Here is a 21,719-nt window from a genome sequence, read left to right as displayed (position 1 = left end):
TTGTAAAATGCAGGGAGCATTGCATAATGACGATGATTTTATAATCGGAAGTTGTGATAACAATTAGCAAGATTTTTGTATATTTCTGTCGGTATCGCAAGATTTCCTTTCCCGACTCCAAGCGAAATATCGGGTTTTGTTGCTCCGTGAAAGTCACTTCCGCCGCTTTTCAAAAGACCGTATTCCTCACAGATTTTCTCGGCAAGCTCTGTTTCGGCATTGTCAAAAAGCGAATAGTACGCCTCCGTTGCGTTAAGACCGCAAGCCTTTGCTTTTGGCAGAAATTCTCTCAACTCATCTTCGTTCATATTGAGAAACGGATGTGCAAGAACGGATATTGAACCAAAACTTTTCAGCTTTTCAATTATATACAGAGATGACGGTCTTTTCGGCGGAACATAGTAGCCGAACTTCGACATAAGCAAGGTTTGAAATGCCTCTTTGACAGAAGAAACATAGCCCTTTTGCATAAGAGCGGCGGCGATGTTTGCACGGTTTACAAAGCCGTCAACCGTGCTGTTTTTGATTTCGTCATAGTCGAGAATATAGCCGTCTTTCGCAAGATTTTTAACGAGCAGTTTGTTGCTTTCCTCCTTTAATTTTTGCGACTCAGCCATAATTTCGGTTATGTCGGAATAGTTTTCTTTCTTGATAAACAGACCGACAATGTGCAGCTGTTTTGAATTGTATTCGGTTGAAAATTCAATCCCCGCAACGGTGGTTACGCCGTACTTTTTACCTGCCGAAACAAATTCGTCAAGTCCGGCGACCGTGTTGTGGTCGCAGAGTGCAACAGCGTCAAGCCCGATTTCTTTGGCTTTTAAAACGATTTCCGTAGGTGAAAATGTGCCGTCAGAAAATGTTGAATGTGTATGCAAATCGCAGAACATAAAATTCCTCCGATACAAAATGGAGTGGGATAATTTTACCCACTCCATTTTAGCATATACGGTTTGCAAATTCAACGCAGATGGATATTTCACACAAGCTTTTTCAGTTTCAGTGCAAGGTCGGCAATGTGATTTACTCCGTTTCTGAAAACATAGTCAAACTCGCCGGCATAGGTTTTGACTTTGCCGTTAAATCCCTGTTTAAAGCGGTAGACACCGTAGTTTTTATGCGTTTCGTCATACCAATAGGGAATACCGCAAAAATCGTATGTACGGCAGCCGCTCTCAATTGCGTACTTAATCATCGTCCATTGCATAAGATAATTCGGCATATATTTTCTGTATTCGTTTGATGAACAGCCGTAAACATAGCTTGCAACATTTGCATAATTTACAAGCAATGCACCCGACAAAACTTTTTCGTCAAGTTTTGCGATACATAGCTTTGCGTTGCCGTGAAATGCCTGTAAAAAATTTCTGAAATATTCTTCCGAACGAATTTCAAAGCCGTCACGCCTGCCTGTTTCTTTCATAAGCTCCATAAAATCGTCAAGCTCATCTTCACCGCAGAATTTACACTCAACACCTTTCCTCATTGCAAGGCGGATGTTGTACCGCCATTTTGATTTAAAATTTGCAAAAACTTCATCACACGATTTATCTTTTATGTCAAGCACATAATTTTCTCTGCATTGGGTGTTGTCATATCCTTGCTTTTCACCGTGATAAACAAAGCCGAGGTCAATAAGATTTTTAATCGAGATAAAGTCGGTTTCGTCAATCAGCGGATCGGTTTTGAGTGTGTATGCGTGATATTTTTCTGCAATCAGCTTTATCTGCTCAAATATTTTTCTGACGGTTTTACTGTCGTGAGTGTCGCATACAAAGCCCCTCGGTGCATAAAGCATTGCCGTGTTGAGAATCGGTATTTTCTTTACAAGCACAAGTGTACAGCCGTTGATTTTCCCGTTTTCGTCACGAACTGCAACATACTCGGGAATCCAACCCTTTTTAACCTTTGCCCAGTCTGCCGACTGCATAAAGTTTCCGTATTTACTGTTTTTACAAAATTCCTCATACTCTTTAATATCCATAAAAAAACAAGCCTTTCGTAAGTGTATCTATACTATACAAAAGGCTTGTTTCTGAATTTGTTCAAAAATGTATCATAGTTGTTTCATAACACATAATAATCAAATTGTTCGTTGTTTATTTTGCTGTATTCCAAAAATGGCTGCGGGCAGATGTTGATGCTGAAAGATTCGGGACTTACATTAACCGTTATTGAATCGGAACTGACACCCCAGTATTTTATGAGTGCATCGGACAACTCCTGTTCATAACTGTCGCTGTACGGAATAACCGAATACAGCGGATTTTCACTCTCGGTACCGCTGTCCGACAGGTAGGTTGTATCAATGTTAAGCTCATAAATTGTAAAGGTTTCCGTGTCAAACAGCATTGTTATGTTTAGTCCGTATCGTGCGCCCTCTTTGGCATAGTTGCATGCGACAAACATAAAATCGGACGAAACGATTACATTGCCGTCAAGTGTTCCGCGCATTGTAAGTTTGTAACCGCTGCAGCTGTCAAATGTAAAAAACTGCGGAATGTAGCCTGCAATATTGGAAAATAAATTTGTGTCTTTAAGCGAATTTGCAAGATTGCTTATCGCTTTTTTGGCATAGCTGATTACAGTTTCTGCTTTCGGAGCATTGTTTTGAAGAACCCAAACGGTATCTTCGCTTGAAACGAGTTTCAAAAATTCTCCGCCGCTCAAAGTAGTTATATCGGCGGTAAGTTTAAATGTTTCCGCCGTGTTTCCAACCGAATCCCGATTGTCCGTTACCGAATAATAAAAGCGGGGGAGAAACACAACGGTTGCGACTACGGTCAAGGTGAGCAGAGTGCAGATGATATATTTTGCGGATTTTTTAAGGTTAAATTTCATCTTCAAAATCCTCACTTTCCTCAGAATTATCGGCAAGGCTTACCGTAAAGCTGATGTCCGTACCCTTGCCGACTTCACTGACAATTTCAAGAGTTGAGCCGTGAAGCTTTGCAATTTCATTGCAGATTGAAAGTCCGAGTCCGGCTCCGCCCATACTTCTTGAACGGGATTTGTCAACCATATAAAACGGTTCGGTGATTTTGGCAAGGTCATCTTCCGCAATTCCGCAACCGCTGTCGGTAACGCAAAAACGGTATCTGTCGCTGTCAACATATCCCGTTAGTGTAACAGGCTTTCCGCTCTCACTCGCTTTGCAGGCATTGTCTATCAGATTGTACAAAAGCGTTTTCAAGAGTGACGGCTCAGCTTTGACAGTTGCTTTTTCAACATTTAATTTGAGCTTTACGCCGTATTTTTTCAAAATAAAGAGAACAGACTTTTTTGTGTCATCGGCAATTATGTCCGTTCTTATGTCTACGGTTTTGATTTCATCATTTTTCAAAACTATAAGGTTTAGCAGATTGAGCGAAAGCGCCTCAAGCCGACTGCCCTCTTTGTAGATAAGGTCGGCACATTCTCTGCGTTGTTCAGGCTCCATTTCGTAGGAACGGAGCATATCCGCATAGCCGATAACAGAGGTCAGCGGAGTTTTTAACTCATGGGTAAAATCCGCAATAAAGTTGTCACGATTTTGTGCGGCAAGTTTGAGCTGTTCAATGTAGTCTTCAACATAATCTGCCATGGTGTTAAAGCTCTGTGAAAGCTCGGTTATTTCGGTTGAAGATGTAATGCCGCGGCTTTCCTTTACTCTCATATTAAAGTTGCCTTTGGCAATTTCTTTTGACGCATCCTTTAACTTAACAAGCGGTCTTGTCAAAAGTTTTGAGAAGATTACGAGCAAAATTGACGCAAACAGTGCGACCCCTATGAGAATGAACTGATAAATTGTGCAGTACATATCACGGTCGCTGTACACGCTTGTTATATCGTCAACCGTTTCAATATAACAGCTTGCGGTTACAAGCTGAATTTTGCTTATTGTCTGAATATAGTATTTTTTGTTTTCCGTAACAATTCTGCTTTTTCTGGAGTTTACCGACATACCGTGAGCAAATTCATCCTCTGCCGAAAAGCTTAGCTCGTTTATTGAACCGATTTTGCTTTTGGAATCCGAATTGCCGGCAATCTGTTTTGCAAATCCTATTGCCGAAGTACGAAGATATTCCCAGTTTCCGTAGGTGGGTTTGTTGTTATCTGCATATACCGAAAGTGCTGTTGTGATGTAATTGTTGTTCTTTTTGGCTGAGTCAATGCGGTTGTTCAGCGTGTTTGTAAAAACGGTGTTGATGAGGAGAAAACCTCCCACACCGAAGGAAGTAATTATAATAAGAAAGGTAATAAAAAATATTTTCCACGAAAATTTCATTAAGGCTTTCCCTCCGCTTATTCAACAAGACGGTAACCGACTTTATACACAGATTGAATGTTGTCTTTTAAATCAAGCTTTTTTCTTAACCGCTGAATATGCAGATCCACGGTTCTTGTATCACCCATATACGGTTCATTCCATACCCTTTCGTAAATCATTTCACGGTAAAGGGCAATGTTTTTGTTGCGTACAAAAAGCAGAAGTATTTCGTATTCCTTTAATGTAAGGTCAATTTGTACTCCGTTTTTGGTGACTATTCTTGAATTTGTGTCAATTACTATGTCTTTAAAGCTGAGTTTTGTTTTTGCCTTGTTGTATCTTCGCAGTACCGCATCGACTCTTGCCTGAAGTTCCGAAATGTTAAACGGTTTTGTTATGTAATCGTCAGCCCCCAGGTTAAGCCCGTAAACCCTGTCCGATATATCTGATTTTGCAGTAATGAAAATTACGGGTGTGTCAAAGCCTTTGATGTAGTCCATAAGCTCAAAACCGCTGATTTTCGGCAACATAACATCAAGCAGAATAAGGTCAAAGTGCTTTTTCTCCAGAACATCGGCACAGCTTTCGCCGTCAAACACACAATCGGTTTTGTGCCCGTGCCGAGAAAGAGCCATTTCAATAAGATTTGAAATATTCTTTTCGTCCTCAACAATCAATATGTCAGCCAACAACCCCACCTCCAAGACACAGTTTATATTGCCATTGTATCATAGATGTATCATTTTTTTCAAATTATTCTTTTTTTTGCATAGCTGTATCCAAAAATCGGTTAATGCAGAATATTGTCAAATTATGTGTAGTTGTTAATTATTTCACGAACCGTACTTGAAAACAAGGTCGAATAATGGTATTATTTTATTCAAGTTATTCAAGCAAAACATTTTGAAAGGAAGATTACAATGGGTAATTCTAAATCGGTAAAAAAAGGTGTTGCAGTTGTAACGGCAGTTATTGTTGCTGCTGTTATGGTTTGCGTTTCGGTAGTTTGCAATTTGCTTTCAACAAAAACAGAAAGCTCAAATCAGACATATCTTGATGACGCAAAGGCTCAGCTTACAGAATACAGTGATAACTATAACTACACTAAATTTGAGTTTATGAACTCACTTTTTGAAAAGGCAAATGTAATTGCGAGTGTTGTTACGGAAAATACTTCGGCTGACACAAATGCCTCACTTGTAAAGAACCTCGGCATCAATTCATTTGTTATGACAGATGCTGACGGCAAGATTATCGCATCGTCAGACGATAAAAAGGTCGGCACAAATTTCCTTGATGACGAAACAACAAAGCAGTTCAAGGCTAACCTCAAGGGTATGAAGGTCAAGAGCATTTCAGAGCCGACAGCCGTTGAGGGCGAGGACGCTGTGTATAACCTCATGGCTTGCGTTGCAAGAACAGAGGGCGGCATCGTTATTATTGATACAAATACAAGCGACTATTCGGCTGTTATCGGTGCTGATATTGCAAAAAGCTGCAAGGGTGATACAATCATCGTTAAGAACGGCGAAGTTGTAAGTACAAATATGAACCTTGGCGATAACGGTCTTAAAAGCGCAGGTATTACAGACGAAATGATTCGTTCGGAAAATTTCAATGTTACAATCGACGGCACAACATATTCACTCAGCAGTATGCCGTCAGGTGAATATACAATCATCAGCGGACAGGCTGCGACAGAAAGCGGTTTCAATATGATTTACGGTGACGTAATTCCGTGTGCCGCAGGTTTTGTAATGATTATCATTTCCGGAATTATACTCAGCCTTGGCACAACAAAGAAAAAGGAAAACGAGTAATTGTTAATTACAGCATACAAACAAGAAGTGGACATTTCACGAAATTTGTATGTAAAATGACGAAAAGGTCATAAATTCAAGAAATATCTCCGAAAACATTGTGCTTTAGCACAAAGAATATTGTGCCGAAAAATATTGCATAACCGTATTTTGATGATATAATAATGGCATAAACAAAAAAGACGCAAAGCAAAGGAGCTTCTGAAAAGGAGGCTCCTTTTCTGTTTATCTTTTTTGGTATCTTAAAAAGGGGAAATTATTATGACACCTGAGAAAATTGTTGAAAACCATAAGAAATATGTTCTCCAGTCATGGAGCAAGCAGGGTAATCTTAATCCGATTCCCGTTGCAAAGGCAGACGGAATTTACTTTTACGATTTTGACGGTAACAGATATACAGATATGTCATCACAGCTTGTAAACCTCAATCTCGGTTACGGAAATAAAGCAATCGGTGACGCAATCAAGGAACAGGTTGACAAGTTTTGTTTTGTCGGTCCTTCATATGCCACAGAGGCAAAGTCAACGCTTGCAGAGATGATTATAAATCTTCTTCCCGACAGCTTCGGAAAGGTATTCTTTACAAATGCAGGTGCAGACGCAAACGAAAATGCAGTAAAGATTGCAAGAATGTTCACAGGCAGAAACAAAGTATTCAGCCGTTACAGAAGTTATCACGGTTCATCATTCGGTGCAGGCAACCTTACAGGTGAACCGAGAAGATATCCTCTCGAACCGGGTATTCCCGGATTTGTAAAGTTCTTTGATCCTTATGTTTACCGTGAGGCAATCAACTTTGAATCGGAGGAAGAAGCTACTAAGTTTTACCTTACAAAGCTCCGTGAACAGATTATTTACGAAGGTCCCGACAGTGTAGCCGCAATCGTAATGGAAACAATCACAGGTTCAAACGGTGTAATCATTCCGCCGAAGGGTTATCTGCCGGGCGTAAGAAAGATTTGTGATGAGTTCGGAATTCTGATGATTTGCGATGAAGTTATGGCCGGCTGGTGCAGAACAGGTAAGATGTTTGCATTCCAGAATTTTGATGTAGTTCCCGATATCGTAACATTTGCAAAGGGTGTTACCTGTGGCTATGTTCCTCTCGGCGGTGTTGCAGTATCAAAGAAGGTTGCAGAATATTTTGACGATCATCTTCTTTCATGCGGACTTACATACAGCGGTCATCCTCTTGCCTGTGCGGCAGGTGTCGCCTGTGTAAACTACTACGGTGAGGCACACATTCTTGACAATGTTGCAAAGTCGGGCAAGGTTCTCGGCGAAATCCTTGAAGAAATGAAAGCTAAGCATCCTTGCGTAGGTGATGTAAGATATATCGGTCTTTTCTCGGCAATTGAGCTTGTAAAGGATAAAAAGACAAAGGAACCTCTTGTTCCTTACGGCAAGGACGAAAAGGGTATTATGGGAACTCTCGTCGGTATGCTCAAAAAGAAAAAGTTCATGACATACTCACACGAAAATATGCTCTTCGTCAATCCGCCTCTCATTATTACGGAGGAGCAGATTAAGGAAGAAATGGAGAAGATGGACGAAGTTCTTACATATGTTGACAGCGAATTGATTTGATAATATGGGTTAATTAAAATTTCAAAAACAGGAGATAATAAAATGTCACATTTTGTAATACCAAATCATACGGTTGTCGGTACAAATGTTCTCAGTGAGGCCGCTCCTCTTCTTAAAAAAATGGGAAACAAGGCTTTTATAGTAACAGGCAGGCATGTTGCCGTTTCCGATATGATGAAACAGCTTACCGCCTTGCTTGATGAAAACGGTATAGACTGTGTTATCTTTGACGGCATAACAGGCGAACCGACCGACACTATGATTGAAAACGGTGTTGAAATGTTAAAATCTTCCGGTTGTGACTTTATCATCGGCATAGGCGGAGGCAGTCCTCTTGATTCGGCAAAGGCAATTGCAGCAATGGCAGTAAACGAGGGCAGTATAGCAGATTATAACGGAAAAGAAATTACGGGCGAAATTCTTCCCCTTGCCGCAATTCCGACAACAGCGGGAACAGGCAGTGAGGCAACAAAGTTTACAGTAATTACCGATTCCGAAAAGGGAATAAAAATGCTTTTGAAGGGCGATGTGCTTGTCCCGAAGCTTGCAATTGTTGACAGCAGTTTTACGGTTGGCACTCCAAAGTCGGTTACTTCGGCAACAGGTCTTGACGCTCTCACTCACGCAGTTGAGGCATACACTTCAAGAAAAGCATTTTCAATGACAGACACGCTTGCTGTTTCGGCAGTTAAGAGAATTATGAAATACTTACCGATTGCCTACAAAGAACCCGACAACTCACTTGCAAGGGAGCAGATGAGTATTGCGGCTCTTGAGGCAGGTATCTGTATCAATAATTCAAGTGTAACAATTGTTCACGGAATGAGCAGACCGATTGGCGCATTGTTCCATATTCCGCACGGAATGTCAAATGCAATGCTCCTTAAAGAGTGCTTAAGCTTTGCCGTATCGGGTGCATACGAAAAGTTTGCAAACCTCGGCAGAGAAACGGGTGTGGCAAATGACTCTGACAGCGACGAAACAGCCGCAGAAAAGTTTATCGATTCACTTCAAAACATTTGTGATGTGTGCGAAATTCCTACTCTTGAACAGTACGGAATTGACAGAGATGAGTATTACTCAAAAATTTCAAAAATGGCAACCGATGCGGTTGCAAGCGGAAGCCCCGCTAACACGGTAAAAGAAGTTACCGTTGATGATTGCATTGAAATCTACAAAAAATTGTATGTTTAGTATCTGAAAAATTTAAAATTTTTAACACGGCAAAGGCGCAGTTGTAATTGTACCTTTGCCGTGTTTTTTATTATCGGGAGGAATGATTATGAATTTGAACAGCGAAGCAATCAAGAAAAATGATGTTGAGATTGCGATAAATAATGTGTCGGTGGTATTCAAAGACAATCAGGGCAATGATGTAAAGGCACTCGATAACATTGATTTTGATATTCACAAGGGAGAATTCATTTCACTTCTCGGTCCGTCGGGATGCGGTAAAACAACTCTCCTTCGTACAATCGCCGATTTGCTTGAACCCACTTCGGGCAATGTCAGAGTAAGCAATATGACTCCGAAGGAAATCAGACTTATGCAGAAATTCGGTATTGTCTTTCAGAATCCCGTGCTTTTTGAGTGGAGAACAGTAAAGAAAAATATTGAGCTTCCGCTTGAAATTATGGGCTATTCAAAGAAAGACCGTTCGGACAGAGCCGATGAAATGCTTGAAATGGTCGGACTCACAAAGTTTGCGGACCATTATCCGCAGCAGCTTTCCGGCGGTATGCAGCAGAGAGTCGGCATTGCAAGAGCCTTTGGTATCAGACCTGAAATTCTTCTCATGGACGAGCCATTCTCGGCACTCGATGAGTTCACAAAGGAAAAGCTTCACCTTGACCTTTTGAAAATCTGGGAAAAGACAAATAAGACAATCGTTTTTGTAACGCATAACATTCAGGAGGCAGTTTTCCTTTCGACAAGAATTTGTGTTCTCTCACCTCACCCCGGCAGACTTTCTGCGGTAGTTGACGCAGACCTGCCGTATCCGAGAACAATTGATATGAGAGATACACCTCATTTCGGAGAACTTGTTTCAAAGGTAAGAAACAGCTTTGAAGGTGGCAGCTTATGATGAAAACAATAACAAAGATAAAAAATTCCAAAGCACTTGTAACCTTGGTATGGGTGCTCGGATTATTGGTGATATGGGAAATCTTCGCTTTTATAATTCAGGCAACAAAGCGAACTCCCGAAAACATTATGCCTCATGTATGGCAGATTTTCTATTCGTTAATTGATCCCAAACCCGTTTCAAACGGTATGAGTTGTCTGCAGGTTGTTCTTTTTAACGCAGGTCAAACGCTTTCAAGAGCGGGACAGGGCTTTATGATAGGTACGCTGATAGGTTTTGCACTTGCAATACTTATGAAGCTTTCACACATTGTTGAAAAGATTGCCGCCCCGTACCTTATGCTTATTCAGCTTATTCCTATTCTCGGCATGGCTCCGATCATTCTTGCAATGACACACGATATAGGTTCAAGCCGAATCATCATTGCGGCAATTCTCACATTCTATCCTGTTGCAACCAACACACTTGCAGGTCTTAACTCGGTAGAAAAACAAAAGTATGAGCTTATGTATTCATATGCCGCAAAGAAATCAACGGTGTATTTCAAAATGCTCATTCCCTCGTGTATCCCGTATTTCTTCACAGGTCTGAAAATTGCCGCACCGATGGCAATTACAGCGTCAATTCTTGTTGATACACTTCAGGGTGACGGCGGACTTGGCTGTATGCTTTCACAGTCGCTCAAACACGCAATGTCAATATATGTTTTCTGGGACATCGTAGTGTTCAGTGCGGTTATAGGTGTTTTAAGCTGTTCGCTCATGGGTTGGATTGAAAATGCAGTTTCACCGCTCAAGAGAATTGAACGCAAAACAAAAAAGAAAAAGGAGGCGGCTTAATTGATTAAAAAAAGAAAAAGCCTTTGGCGAAGGCTTAGAGAAAATAAAGTCGCTCAGGGTGTAAGCTCGGTGCTTCTTCCCGTGCTTTTCGGTGTTCTAATCCTCGCCTTGTGGCAGGGACAGATTCTTCACAAGATTTTCAACACGGACACAAACACTCTGCCGCTTCCGTCAAGAATTTGCCACATCATCATTGACAATATTCCCGCATTTGCACAGAATGCACTCTACACACTTCTGGTTGCGGTTATAGGACTTGTAATCGGTTCAATCATAGGATATCTGATTGCTGTCTTTGCGGCAACCTTTCAGAAATGGGGCAAAGGCGGTCTTACAATCGTAGGTGCATTCAACGCAATTCCGATTGTTGCTCTTGCTCCTGTAATGACAAACTGGACAAAGGATATAAGCAACGATCCGAACATAAGAAGTATGTTTGCAAAAACACTTGTTGTTATGATTGTCTGTATTGCAAGTATGAGTATCAACGCTTTCAGAGGACTTACGGAGCTTAAGCCGTTTGCCCTTGACCTTATGAAATCATATGCGGCAAAGAAAAGCACGGTATTCTTTAAGCTTAGACTTCCGAATTCCGTACCTTATGTATTTACCGCTCTCAGGGTAAGCGTTCCGATAAGTATTATCAGTGCAGTTGTTTCGGAATATTTTGCAGAATACATTGTCGGTGTCGGCAGAGAAATCAGAGAAAACATAGTTCTCGGTCAGTATCCGACAGCGTGGGCATATATTGTTGTTGCCTGTCTTATCGGACTTGTAATGTACGGTGTGCTGATGCTGGTTGAATCAATTGTTCTCAAGAACAGAAAAGTTAAATAAGTTGTTTACCGCTTTCGGTTTACATACAAATTTTGAAATTGGAGGAATCAAAATGAAAAAGACAAAGGAACTCAAAAAACTGCTCGCAGTTGTATTTGCAGGTGCAATTGCAGTAACAGCTTTTGCAGGTTGCGGTGAATCAGGCTCATCTTCGGATTCATCATCAAAAGACAGTTCAACTTCGGGTGAATTGATGTCAAATGAAGAGATTATCAAGAAAGCCGCCGCTGACGGCAAGGTTGGTAACTGGGGACTCGGTAACGAGTACGAAATTCTTGCACTTCTTCAGAAGTATGACCTCCCCACAAAGTACCTTTCGGAAGATTTCACAATGGACGGTTTCGATCAGGACGATATTACACTTGCTTCGGCAATGACATTTAACGAACTCGGACTTGTAAAGAATGACTATGACGGCGGTTACAAGTACGGCGATACAGTAGGCACAATCGATATGAACGATGAGGGTGTTGCAATGCTCGAGGACAATATTTTCTGTACCAAAGAGTTTGCAAAGAAAAACCCGAACACAGTAAAGGCTTTCCTTTACGCATCTATGAAGGGTTGGGCATATGCCGTTGAAAACCCGGAAGAAGCTGCTCAGATTGTATTTGACGCAGGCTCATCGGTATCATCGGACCACCAGCTCTATATGGCAAAAGAGGTTGCAAAGCTTGTTACAACAGACACAAATGGCAAGACAGTAAGCAACTACGGCAATATGGACGAGGATGCAATGCAGCAGACACTCGACCTCTGCAAGAAGTATGTACAGCTTGATGACTCATCAGCCGTAAAGAAGCTTGAAGGCTTCACACTTGACGATATCCGTGACACACAGTACATTGATGCCGCTAACAAGTCAAAGGACGGCAAGTTCGGTACACTCGAAAAGACAGATGTTACAATCCAGCTCAAGTGGTTGCCTCAGGCACAGTTTATGGGCTACTATGTTGCACAGGCAAAGGGTTACTATGACGAAGTCGGTCTTAAAGTAACAATCACACCCGGCGGCGGTGACATTTCGGAAACAACAGCAGTAAACAATGGCACAGTTGATTTCGGTGTTACATGGGTAGCAAACCTCACATCCGCAAATGCAGGCGGTATGGATCTCCTTGAAATCGCTCAGGTTTATCAGAGATCGGGTCTTGAGCTTGTTTACAAGAAAGACCTTTTCACAAAGTAATTGATTCAGGCTTTCGTCACGGTGGTAAACCGACTGCCGTGACGAAAAGGTCACAAATATGAAAGGAAGGAAACATTATGGATTTATTGATTAAAAACGGAACAATTGTTACGGCAAAGGAAAGCTACAAGGCTGATGTTGCAGTAAATGACGGCAAGATTGTCGCAATCGGCAGTAACCTTGATTTTGATGCAGACAAGGTTGTTGACGCAGGGGGAAAGCTCGTTCTCCCCGGTGCAATTGATGTGCACACTCATCTTGCAATGCCGTTCGGCGGCACGGTTTCTGCCGACAGCTACCTTGCAGGCACAAGAGCGGCGGCTTGCGGCGGTGTAACAACTGTTTTTGATTATCCCGTACAGCACAGCGGTGAAACAATTATGGGACTTATAAATTCAAAGAAAGAGGTTCTTGAAAAAGAGGCTTGTGTTGACTATGCCTTTCATTGTTGTATCACCGACCTTAACGGCGGTGAAATCCTTGATGAAATGGAAACAGCCGTAAAAGAAGGTATTACAAGCTTCAAGTGCTTCTTTGTATATAAGAAGGAACATATGATGGTTGATGACGCAACATTTGTAAGGCTTTTGCTCAGAGCAAAGGAGCTTGGTGCGAAAATCAATCTTCACGCAGAAAATCCCGACCTCATTGATATGAGAACGGAACAGTTTCTTAAAGAGGGCAAAACAAGCGCATGGTATCACTACCTCAGCCGCCCCGAATTTGTTGAGGCAGAGGCCGACAAGAGAGCCGTGCATTGGGCAACACATCTTGACGCTCCTCTTTACATTGTTCATATGGCTGACAAAGAAGGACTCGAGGAATGTATTAAAGCAAAAACAGAGGGACACGAACTCTACATTGAAACCTGTCCGCAGTACCTTGAATTTACCTGTGATGTCTATAAGCGTGAGGACGGCAGAAACTTTGTATGCTCACCGCCTATGAAAGGTAAGGAAAGCCAGGACGCTTTGTGGACAGCAATCAAGTCGGGTATGATTGATACGGTTGCAACAGACCATTGTCCTTTCCAAAGCTACGAAAAAGACTGGGGCAAGGATGATTTTACAAAGATTCCAAACGGCTGTGCGGGTATCGAAAATCTCTATCCTTATATGCTCGATGCGGCAAACAGCGGCAAGATTTCTTTTGAAAGAGCGGTTGAGCTTTGCTCAACAAACCCAGCAAAAATCTTCGGTTGCGACAACAAGGGCTCAATTGAAATCGGTAAGGATGCCGACATCGTGATTTACGATAAGGAAAAGGATTTTACAATCAGTGTAAACAACATGCATTCGGACTGTGACCATACTATCTGGGAGGGCAAAAAGCTCCACGGCTATCCCGTTCAGACCTACCTCAGAGGCAGTCTTGTTTATGACAACGGCGACTTTGTGGGAACTCCCGGTAACGGTAAGTATGTAAAACGCAGTACCTCAAAATAATTTATCTAAGTTTTGAAAGTAGTTGATGTTTATGGGATACAGAGAAGTTGTTTTAAAAAGTGAAAGCAGCAGATGCCTGCTCTGCAAGGATGCACCTTGTGCAAATGCCTGCAAGAACGGCGTCAGGATTGACCGCATTATCCGCTCCGTTAATTTTGACAACACAGAGGGAGCAAGATATATGCTTGGCGACAATCCGTGTGCGGGCTGCATTGACGGCGCCTGTATGCAGGCTTGCAACAGAGCAAAGTTTGATTCGCCCGTTAATATCAACAAGATTACGGATATTGTTTCAAGAGAAGAATTTGTTCCCGAATATAATGCGGATCTCACCACTGATTTGTGCGGAGTAAAGTGTGAAAACCCGTTCTTTTTGTCATCATCGGTTGTCGGCAGTAACTACGATATGGTTGCCAAGGCTTTTGATGAGGGCTGGGCAGGAGTTGCATTCAAGACAATCGGAATGTTTACCCCGAACGAGGTTTCGCCACGATTTGCAGAACTTGACAAGGAAGATACCGCATTTGTAGGTTTTAAGAATATTGAACAGATTTCGACATATTCTCTTGAAGAAAACCTTTCCTTTTTCAGGAAATTAAAGAAAAATTATCCGACAAAGGTTATCATCGCATCTATCATGGGCAGTAATGAAGAAGAATGGACAAAGCTTGCATCTCTTTGTGAAGACGCAGGGGCTGATGTTATAGAATGTAACTTCAGCTGTCCTCAGATGGTTGGCGAGGGACTCGGCAGTGATGTCGGAATAAATCCCGAACTTGTATATGCCTACACAAAGGCTGTAAGAAAGGGAACAAAGCTTCCGATTCTTGCCAAGATGACGCCGAACATCACCTCAATGATTCCTCCGGCAGTTAAGGCAATGGAGGCAGGCGCAGACGGACTTGCGGCAATCAATACGATTAAAAGTATTATGAATGTCAACCTCGACAATTTTTCAACATCTCCCGATGTTTGCGGAAAATCGTCAGTCGGCGGATATTCGGGCAAGGCTGTAAAGCCGATTGCACTACGATTCATTAACGAGATGAAGAGCGATGAAAGACTGAAGGATGTTCCGATAAGCGGTATGGGCGGTATCGAAACATGGTATGATGCGGCGGAGTTTATTTCACTCGGCTGCTCAACGGTTCAGATTACAACCTCGGTAATGCAGTATGGTTACCGCATTATTGACGATTTGAAGGACGGCTTGAAACGATATATGAAAGCTCACAATTTCAAGTCTGTTTCGGATTTTACGGGTATTGCAGAAAGCAATATCATCCCTGCCGATGACCTTGACAGAAGTTACATATGTTTTCCGAAGTTTGACCGTGAAAGATGCGTTGGCTGCGGAAGATGCTTCGTATCATGTTATGACGGCGGTCATCAGGCAATAAAGATGAATGACAATCAGAAACCCGTTCTCTACGGCAAAAAATGCGTTGGCTGTCACCTTTGCAAGGTTGTTTGCCCCGTGGGCGCAATAGGTTCGGGCAAAAAAGTCAGCAAAACTGCTTTAAATAAGCATTGATGTAAAAATATTAAACAGAATTTAATTTATTAAGGATGGTGCAAAGTATATGTTTACATGCAGCAAAGAAAGAATGCAGGATAAGATTTCAACTTTCAGTACATTCGGTGATGCCGGTCACGGCGGAATTACAAGATATTCACTTTCTCCCGAGGCATTACAGGCAAGAGCAGAGTTTGTAAAGAGAATGACAGCAATCGGTGCCGAAATCAAGACAGACGATGTTGCCAATGTTTATGCAACTCTCAAAGGTTCGGATCCGACTCTTCCGGCAATCGTTATGGCGTCACACTGTGACTCCGTTAAGAACGGCGGTAACTATGACGGTATCCTCGGTGTTATGGGTGCAATGGAAGTTCTTGAAACGGTTGCAAACGATAAGATTCCCCACAAGCACAACCTTGTTGCCATGATTTGGACAAACGAAGAGGGCTCTCTTTATCCGCCGGCTATGATGTGTTCGGGCATTGTCTGCAACGATTATCTTCCGGCTGACATTGCAAAGAACTTCAAAAAAGAAAATATGCTTGCATCAAAGTCAATTCTTGATCCGACAAAGACATTCGGTATGGCTCTTGAGGCATCCGGCTACAAGGGTGATGAGGCAAACAGACTTAATCCAAAGGATTATAAGGCAATGTTTGAACTCCACATTGAACAGGGACCAATCCTTGAGGCGGCAGGCAATGATATCGGTGTTGTAACCTGCGTACTCGGTATGGTAAACTACCGTATCAAGGTTTACGGACAGGCTGACCATGCAGGCACAACTCCAATGAAGTATCGTCACGATGCACTCTTCGGTGCCGCAAAGGTTCTTGAATATCTCCACACAGAGCTTGATAAGCTTGATCCCGAACTTGTTTACACAACCGGTGAAATTCTTTGTCATCCTGATGTACATACAGTAATTCCGGATTATGTTGAGTTTTCACTTGACGCCCGTCATGAAGATCCACGAGTAATTGAACAGGTTGTTTCCGTAATCGAGAATATCCCGAAAGATGTTGAAAAGTGCAAGACAGGATATGAAATTGCATGGACAAGAGATACTGTTTACTATGACAAGCAGCTTGTTGATTTTGTTCAGGAGGCAGTTGACGAACTCGGTTATTCAAATCAGAAAATCAACTCGGGTGCAGGTCACGATGCACAGTTTGCATCATATATGCTCCCGACAACAATGGTATTCGTTCCCTCAAAGGACGGCCATTCACACTGCGAACCCGAATTCACTTCAACAGAGCTTTGTACAGAGGGTGCGTCAGTACTTCTCAACGCAGTCCTCAAGTGTGATGCGGCTGATTGATAATCGGTTTTGCGGAGGATAAAATATGGACAATTATATAATTACAATTGCTCGCAGTTTTGGCAGCGGAGGCAAGGAAATTGCCTCCCTGCTTTCCGAAAAGCTGGGTATTCCGTGGTATGAAAGACAGATTCTGACAATGGCGTCACAGGCAAGCGGAATTGATGAAAGCGAATTCGTTGAGGTTGACGAAAAACTTCACGGAAGCTATCTTATAAAGTCACTCACAAGGCTGCCGACGGCAAATGTTCTTCGTCCCGAATCAAGAGCGTTTGTGTCGGATTTGAATTTGTACAATATTCAGGCGGCAATCATAGAAGAGCTTTCCCGCACACAGTCCTGTATCATTGTCGGAAAATGTGCCGATCATATTCTGAGGGATAGGTCAAATGTCCTGAGCGTGTTTGTTGATGCGTATTACGACGACTGTATTTCAAAAATCCGCTCGAGAATTTATGTTTCGGAAGAGCGTGCAAAAGATATGAAAAAGCGTACCGACAAGTACCGCACGGCTTATTACAAATACTATACAAGAGGCGAAAACTGGAAAGATACGCTTAACTACGATATGTTTTTAAACACATCAAGAAATTCAACGAATGACTGCGCCGAAATTATTGCAAAGGCTGTTGAACTGAAATTCGGCAAATAATTTGACGCAGATTAAGAGGTGAGATTTATGGCAGTAACACTCGGTTCACTGTGCGAAAAGGCGGGCTATCTCTACGGTATGCGTGTGATAGCAGGCAAAGAAGGAATGACCAATATCGTGCAATGGGTTCATTCCGTTGAGGATATTGAGGTAAGTGACTTTCTTCACGGAGGAGAGCTTATCTTTTCAACGGGCATTGCAAACAAAGGTCAGGAATGGTTGCTGCCGTTTGTCAAAAATCTCATTGCCAAAAATGTCAGCGGACTTGTTCTGAACATAGGTCCGTACATAAAGGGAATCCCGTCAGAGGTTATCAGCTATTGCAACGAGAAAAAGTTTCCTCTTATGGATATTCCGTGGAAAACCCGAATTGTTGATATTTCACGGGATTTTTGCAATCAGATTATCTCAAATGAACGCAAGGAGGAAACAATAGGCGATACGCTGAAAAATTTCATTTTCTTTCCCGGTGAGTATGAAAAATACTTTCCCGTTCTTGAAAGCAACGGTTTTGACCTTGCAACCGATTATGCAATCATCGGTGTGAAAGCCGATATGGCTGACCATATTTCTTCAAGAAAGCTTGAATCGGCATTTGAACGAACAATTTATTCCTACAAAAAGCACTGGGGCGGTTTTAAGGTGGACAACATGATGTTCTATGTCCTCAATGACTTTTCCAATGATGAAATTGAAAGCATAGCCGAAAAAATTCAGTCGGAAAAGGAGAGATATATAAGCGTCAACAAGCTGTATGTGGCAGTGAGCAAAACAAATAACAAGCTGAAATCACTCCCGAAAACATACCAGATTGTTTTAAGAATGTTAAGGCTTGCCGTCCGTACAGATATGACGCCTATGTTCTATGACCGACTTGAAGTTAAAAAGCTGATTCTTGCGGTTGACGATATTTCGTTGCTTGAAAGTATCTATAACGAAAATCTCAAAAAGCTTGAAGTGTATGACCGTGACAACGGCACGGATTATATGAATTTTTTAAGACTTTACCTAAAGTATGACGGAAGTGTTCAGAGGGTTGCTCAGGAAACCTTTGTTCACCGCAACACCATAAATTATCAGCTTGCAAAAATCAAAAAGATTCTCGGCAATAACCTCAAAACCTTTGAAGAACGATTCAAAATTATATTAGCCTTTGAAGTTCGTGATGTGCTTTGACCGCCTCCGTCCCCGTCACGATGTTAATACTGAAAATCCCCCGACAGCTTAACGAAAACCGCTGTCGGGGAATTTTTTATGTGTTTATTGTAGTTGTATTTATTTGAGTAACTGATACTAATTGATATCAATTAGTATCAGTTACTATCAGTCAGAGTTAGCATAAGTAAAAAAGAACCGATACAAAAGTATCGATTCTTCTTTGGTGCACCTGACAGGAATTGAACCTGCACTCCTCTCGAAACTAGAACCTAAATCTAGCGCGTCTGCCAGTTCCGCCACAGGTGCAAATATTAAACTGAAATATAAATAGTGGTTTTGCGAAGTGATACGCGCGTCTTCCGGTCTGAAATATAGTCGCAATGCGTCGCACATAAATGTACTTCCTTTTGCTCGTTATTTCAGACAGCGCATTGCTCTCTTTATCTGCCACAGGCAGCGGTCGCAAGGCTACCAATTCCGCCACACCCGCATTTTCAATTTCTGCAAGACCTACCGTTAGATAATACTATAAATATCAGCAAAAGTCAAGTATAAGCAAGCAGTATATTACTACTGCTTGCAGAACACGATTCCGTCTTTTTTGCTGATTGACTTGATTTTTGCCAAAGATTCAACTCTTATGCCCATATCACGAACGAGGTTGCCGCCGCCCTGATAAGCTTTTTCAATAACAATTCCCGCACCTGCTGTTTTTGCGCCTGCTTTTTCAATCAGCATAAGAAGTGCCGTCAAGGCACTGCCCTTTGCAAGAAAATCGTCAATGATAAGCACATTATCGTCTTTGTTCAAAAAATCCTTTGAAACAACTATGTCGTAATCCCTTTTATGAGTATAGGAGTGGACGGTTGCGTTGTATGTATCTGAGTAAATGTTTATCGTCTTTGTCTTTTTTGCAAAAACAACGGGAACATTAAAATACTGAGCCGTAAGACAGGCAATGCCGATTCCCGACGCTTCAATTGTCAGAATTTTTGTTATGTTTTCATCCTTGAAAAGTCTGTAAAATTCCTTGCCAAGCTCACATACAAAACTGACATCAATCTGATGGTTAAGAAAGCTGTCAACCTTTAACACATTTTCCTCACCGATGTGTCCGTCTTTAAGAATTTTGTCCTCTAAAAGCTTCATATCAATCTCTTTTCTGAAAAATAAAATAGTAACAAACAATACGATAGATTATACTACAAAAATTTTCACATTTCAATTGATTTTTGTGATATTCCATGTTTTATTTTTCTTATTTTCGCAAAATATTAAATTCAGACACAAAAAAGGCAGTCGTGATAAAGCGACTGCCCCTGTGTTTTATACTTCAATATTTTTAATTGAATCAAATTCGTCCGTGATTTCTTTTGACGGCTTTTTTGAAAGAAGAGAAACAACAACATTCACAATAAGCGCAAGTCCGAAGCCTACAACAAGTGAATAAAGATTTGTTGCCGCATAAAGCGTCTGACCGTTTACAAGCGGAATATAGTCCCATACGATAACTGTCAGAGCGCCTGTTGCCATACCGCTGATTGCACCCGAAAGTGTTGAGCGTTTCCAGAAAAGTGCCAACAGAACAACAGGTCCGAATGCCGAACCGAATCCTGCCCATGCATCCGAAACAAGTCCCATAATGCTTGATTTAGGATTAAGTGCAATGAAGAATGCGATTACAGCAACAACTGCAACTGCAATTTTGCCGACCAAAAGCGAACTCTTTTCGCTTGCATTCTTTTTAACAGCACCTTTGTAAAGATCCTCCGAAACAGCCGATGCAGTGACAAGAAGCTGACTGTCTGCTGTTGACATAATTGCGGCAAGGATTCCGCAAAGGAAAATACCGCCGATAAAGATAAGCACACCGTTGCCTGAGAAAAGCTGCTGGATTGTTCTGATGAATACAGATTCGCTTGTTGCATCGTCAAGCTGTGCTGTAAGGTAGCCTCTTGCGATAAGACCGATAAGGCATGACGCAGTGAGTGAAATAATTACCCAAACAACAGCAATTTTTCTTGACTTCTTGATTTCTTCATTGCTCTTTACAGCCATGAATCTGACGAGAATATGCGGCATACCGAAGTAACCGAGTCCCCACGCAAGGTTTGAAATAATCGAAACAGTCGAAACAGGCGTTCCGTCACCGTTTACAAAGAAGTTAAGGAACTGAGCAGGCTGTTCAACACCTTTTGCGGCAAGTGCGGAACTGAAGCTTGTGTCAAATGTGAGAATTGCATATGCAAGCACCGGAACGGTAAGGATTGCAACAATCATCATAAGTCCCTGAATGAGGTCGGTTGTACAAACTGCCTTGAAACCGCCCATAAATGTATATACAAGAATTACTACTGCGGCAACGATAAGACCGATAACATAAACCCGATTGTAGTTTTCGTCACCGCTCGCGCTGTCCGAGAAGAGCGTTGCAAAAAGCTTTGCGCCCGAACTGAATGCCGACGCTGTGTAAACCGTGAAGAAAACTGCGATGATTGACGCCGAAACAATCTTGATTATGTTTTTATGGTCACGGTAGCGATTTTTGAAAAAGCTCGGAATAGTGAGCGAGTTGCCTGCCACAATTGTGTATTTACGAAGTCTTGCCGAAACAATGTACCAGTTGAGAATTGTTCCGATAAGAAGTCCTACGGCAATCCATGCCTCGCCTGTGCCGGCAAGGTATACGGCGCCCGGAAGTCCCATCAAAAGCCAACCGCTCATATCAGATGCCTGTGCCGACATTGCGGCTGTCCAACTGCCGAGGTTTCTGCCACCGAGAAAGTAGTCCTCATTGTTCTTGTTGCCCTTTGAACAAACAAAGCCTATTACGATCATAATAATCATATAAGCTATAAATGCACAAAGAACTATTATGTTGTTTGTTGTCATTATGCCCCTCCTGAAATTATTTATAAATCAAATACCTTTTAATTCTACCAAAAATGAATAAATAAATCAAGTGAATTGCAGTATTTAGGGCTTTTATGCAGATGATTTGTGCATTTGCAAAA

Annotated in this window: 20 protein-coding genes and 1 tRNA gene; 13 read left to right on the top strand and 8 right to left on the bottom strand. The window is 41.9% G+C overall.

The annotated features are described in order from the left end of the window. Positions 1-38: 38 nt before the first annotated feature. From RBATCC27255_RS10150 to RBATCC27255_RS10130, 5 genes are all read right to left on the bottom strand, one after another. On the bottom strand, positions 39-890 hold the full coding sequence (locus tag RBATCC27255_RS10150; RefSeq protein WP_169923337.1) for a PHP domain-containing protein: 852 nt from the start codon (positions 888-890) through the stop codon (positions 39-41). 89 nt (positions 891-979) lie between these two features. Then, positions 980-1,984, bottom strand: a complete 1,005-nt coding sequence (locus RBATCC27255_RS10145; protein WP_101029883.1) for a lipid II:glycine glycyltransferase FemX — start codon at positions 1,982-1,984, stop codon at positions 980-982. Positions 1,985-2,067: 83 nt separating this feature from the next. Next, a complete protein-coding gene (locus tag RBATCC27255_RS10140) occupies positions 2,068-2,841 on the bottom strand; it encodes a hypothetical protein (protein WP_101029882.1) in 774 nt (257 codons plus the stop codon). Further along, complete coding sequence (locus RBATCC27255_RS10135; protein WP_101029881.1) at positions 2,831-4,267, bottom strand: sensor histidine kinase; 1,437 nt, start codon at positions 4,265-4,267, stop codon at positions 2,831-2,833. The genes RBATCC27255_RS10140 and RBATCC27255_RS10135 overlap by 11 nt, the downstream gene beginning before the upstream one ends. 17 nt (positions 4,268-4,284) lie before the next feature. Next, positions 4,285-4,938 (bottom strand): response regulator transcription factor, encoded by a 654-nt coding sequence (locus RBATCC27255_RS10130; RefSeq protein WP_021882601.1) that lies wholly within the window; start codon positions 4,936-4,938, stop codon positions 4,285-4,287. Between the two features lie 231 nt (positions 4,939-5,169). Between RBATCC27255_RS10130 and RBATCC27255_RS10125 the strand changes: the two genes are divergently transcribed. The 12 genes from RBATCC27255_RS10125 (at position 5,170) to RBATCC27255_RS10070 (ending at position 18,723) form a co-directional block, all read left to right on the top strand. Further along, positions 5,170-6,069, top strand: coding sequence for a PDC sensor domain-containing protein (locus RBATCC27255_RS10125; protein WP_101029880.1), 900 nt, complete (start codon positions 5,170-5,172; stop codon positions 6,067-6,069). A 261-nt stretch (positions 6,070-6,330) separates the two neighbouring features. Continuing rightward, positions 6,331-7,656 carry an aminotransferase class III-fold pyridoxal phosphate-dependent enzyme gene (locus RBATCC27255_RS10120; protein WP_101029879.1) on the top strand — a complete coding sequence of 442 codons (1,326 nt, stop codon included), beginning with the start codon at positions 6,331-6,333 and terminating at the stop codon, positions 7,654-7,656. Positions 7,657-7,698: 42 nt separating this feature from the next. Further along, the gene (locus RBATCC27255_RS10115; RefSeq protein WP_101029878.1) at positions 7,699-8,850 is read left to right on the top strand and encodes an iron-containing alcohol dehydrogenase; all 1,152 of its coding nucleotides are present in this window, start codon (positions 7,699-7,701) and stop codon (positions 8,848-8,850) included. Positions 8,851-8,938: 88 nt separating this feature from the next. Further along, complete coding sequence (locus RBATCC27255_RS10110) at positions 8,939-9,742, top strand: ABC transporter ATP-binding protein (RefSeq protein ID WP_101029877.1); 804 nt, start codon at positions 8,939-8,941, stop codon at positions 9,740-9,742. Then, positions 9,742-10,581, top strand: a complete 840-nt coding sequence (locus tag RBATCC27255_RS10105) for an ABC transporter permease (RefSeq protein ID WP_101029900.1) — start codon at positions 9,742-9,744, stop codon at positions 10,579-10,581. Before RBATCC27255_RS10110 ends, RBATCC27255_RS10105 begins: the two co-directional genes overlap by 1 nt. Beyond that, positions 10,582-11,418, top strand: a complete 837-nt coding sequence (locus RBATCC27255_RS10100) for an ABC transporter permease (protein WP_242958654.1) — start codon at positions 10,582-10,584, stop codon at positions 11,416-11,418. 52 nt (positions 11,419-11,470) lie between these two features. After that, the gene (locus tag RBATCC27255_RS10095; protein WP_101029876.1) at positions 11,471-12,607 is read left to right on the top strand and encodes an ABC transporter substrate-binding protein; all 1,137 of its coding nucleotides are present in this window, start codon (positions 11,471-11,473) and stop codon (positions 12,605-12,607) included. 77 nt (positions 12,608-12,684) lie between these two features. After that, positions 12,685-14,052: a dihydropyrimidinase gene (hydA, locus tag RBATCC27255_RS10090; RefSeq protein WP_101029875.1), complete on the top strand. Its 1,368-nt coding sequence runs from the start codon at positions 12,685-12,687 to the stop codon at positions 14,050-14,052. Positions 14,053-14,083: 31 nt separating this feature from the next. Further along, positions 14,084-15,586, top strand: a complete 1,503-nt coding sequence (gene preA, locus RBATCC27255_RS10085; RefSeq protein ID WP_242958652.1) for an NAD-dependent dihydropyrimidine dehydrogenase subunit PreA — start codon at positions 14,084-14,086, stop codon at positions 15,584-15,586. Positions 15,587-15,659: 73 nt separating this feature from the next. Beyond that, on the top strand, positions 15,660-16,895 hold the full coding sequence (locus tag RBATCC27255_RS10080; protein WP_423242038.1) for a Zn-dependent hydrolase: 1,236 nt from the start codon (positions 15,660-15,662) through the stop codon (positions 16,893-16,895). A gap of 25 nt (positions 16,896-16,920) precedes the next feature. After that, positions 16,921-17,547 (top strand): cytidylate kinase-like family protein, encoded by a 627-nt coding sequence (locus RBATCC27255_RS10075; RefSeq protein ID WP_101029872.1) that lies wholly within the window; start codon positions 16,921-16,923, stop codon positions 17,545-17,547. A 27-nt stretch (positions 17,548-17,574) separates the two neighbouring features. After that, positions 17,575-18,723 carry a PucR family transcriptional regulator gene (locus RBATCC27255_RS10070; RefSeq protein WP_101029871.1) on the top strand — a complete coding sequence of 383 codons (1,149 nt, stop codon included), beginning with the start codon at positions 17,575-17,577 and terminating at the stop codon, positions 18,721-18,723. A gap of 203 nt (positions 18,724-18,926) precedes the next feature. On the opposite strand, the gene RBATCC27255_RS10065 is transcribed toward RBATCC27255_RS10070, so the two are convergent. Further along, positions 18,927-19,011: transfer RNA gene (locus tag RBATCC27255_RS10065), tRNA-Leu, on the bottom strand. An 89-nt stretch (positions 19,012-19,100) separates the two neighbouring features. Here RBATCC27255_RS10065 and RBATCC27255_RS10700 point away from each other — a divergent pair. Further along, positions 19,101-19,229, top strand: a complete 129-nt coding sequence (locus tag RBATCC27255_RS10700; RefSeq protein WP_278292818.1) for a hypothetical protein — start codon at positions 19,101-19,103, stop codon at positions 19,227-19,229. A gap of 46 nt (positions 19,230-19,275) precedes the next feature. Here the strand turns inward: RBATCC27255_RS10700 and RBATCC27255_RS10060 are convergent, their stop codons facing one another. Continuing rightward, positions 19,276-19,854, bottom strand: a complete 579-nt coding sequence (locus tag RBATCC27255_RS10060) for a xanthine phosphoribosyltransferase (RefSeq protein ID WP_101029870.1) — start codon at positions 19,852-19,854, stop codon at positions 19,276-19,278. 177 nt (positions 19,855-20,031) lie between these two features. Next, on the bottom strand, positions 20,032-21,597 hold the full coding sequence (gene putP, locus RBATCC27255_RS10055) for a sodium/proline symporter PutP (RefSeq protein WP_101029869.1): 1,566 nt from the start codon (positions 21,595-21,597) through the stop codon (positions 20,032-20,034). Positions 21,598-21,719: the final 122 nt, after the last annotated feature.

The sequence above is a fragment of the Ruminococcus bromii genome, assembly GCF_002834225.1.
Lineage (GTDB): Bacteria > Bacillota > Clostridia > Oscillospirales > Acutalibacteraceae > Ruminococcoides > Ruminococcoides bromii.
This window is presented reverse-complemented; position numbering and strand designations above follow the sequence as displayed.

Coding starts and splice junctions, on each gene's coding strand:
- RBATCC27255_RS10095 (WP_101029876.1), top strand. CDS start 11,471: ATGAAAAAGACAAAGGAACTCAAAAAACTGCTCGCAGTTGTATTTGCA.
- RBATCC27255_RS10120 (WP_101029879.1), top strand. CDS start 6,331: ATGACACCTGAGAAAATTGTTGAAAACCATAAGAAATATGTTCTCCAG.
- RBATCC27255_RS10150 (WP_169923337.1), bottom strand. CDS start 890: ATGTTCTGCGATTTGCATACACATTCAACATTTTCTGACGGCACATTT.
- putP (WP_101029869.1), bottom strand. CDS start 21,597: ATGACAACAAACAACATAATAGTTCTTTGTGCATTTATAGCTTATATG.
- RBATCC27255_RS10060 (WP_101029870.1), bottom strand. CDS start 19,854: ATGAAGCTTTTAGAGGACAAAATTCTTAAAGACGGACACATCGGTGAG.
- hydA (WP_101029875.1), top strand. CDS start 12,685: ATGGATTTATTGATTAAAAACGGAACAATTGTTACGGCAAAGGAAAGC.
- RBATCC27255_RS10125 (WP_101029880.1), top strand. CDS start 5,170: ATGGGTAATTCTAAATCGGTAAAAAAAGGTGTTGCAGTTGTAACGGCA.
- RBATCC27255_RS10075 (WP_101029872.1), top strand. CDS start 16,921: ATGGACAATTATATAATTACAATTGCTCGCAGTTTTGGCAGCGGAGGC.
- RBATCC27255_RS10105 (WP_101029900.1), top strand. CDS start 9,742: ATGAAAACAATAACAAAGATAAAAAATTCCAAAGCACTTGTAACCTTG.
- RBATCC27255_RS10140 (WP_101029882.1), bottom strand. CDS start 2,841: ATGAAATTTAACCTTAAAAAATCCGCAAAATATATCATCTGCACTCTG.
- RBATCC27255_RS10115 (WP_101029878.1), top strand. CDS start 7,699: ATGTCACATTTTGTAATACCAAATCATACGGTTGTCGGTACAAATGTT.
- RBATCC27255_RS10135 (WP_101029881.1), bottom strand. CDS start 4,267: ATGAAATTTTCGTGGAAAATATTTTTTATTACCTTTCTTATTATAATT.
- RBATCC27255_RS10700 (WP_278292818.1), top strand. CDS start 19,101: ATGTACTTCCTTTTGCTCGTTATTTCAGACAGCGCATTGCTCTCTTTA.
- RBATCC27255_RS10145 (WP_101029883.1), bottom strand. CDS start 1,984: ATGGATATTAAAGAGTATGAGGAATTTTGTAAAAACAGTAAATACGGA.
- preA (WP_242958652.1), top strand. CDS start 14,084: ATGGGATACAGAGAAGTTGTTTTAAAAAGTGAAAGCAGCAGATGCCTG.
- RBATCC27255_RS10070 (WP_101029871.1), top strand. CDS start 17,575: ATGGCAGTAACACTCGGTTCACTGTGCGAAAAGGCGGGCTATCTCTAC.
- RBATCC27255_RS10110 (WP_101029877.1), top strand. CDS start 8,939: ATGAATTTGAACAGCGAAGCAATCAAGAAAAATGATGTTGAGATTGCG.
- RBATCC27255_RS10080 (WP_423242038.1), top strand. CDS start 15,660: ATGCAGGATAAGATTTCAACTTTCAGTACATTCGGTGATGCCGGTCAC.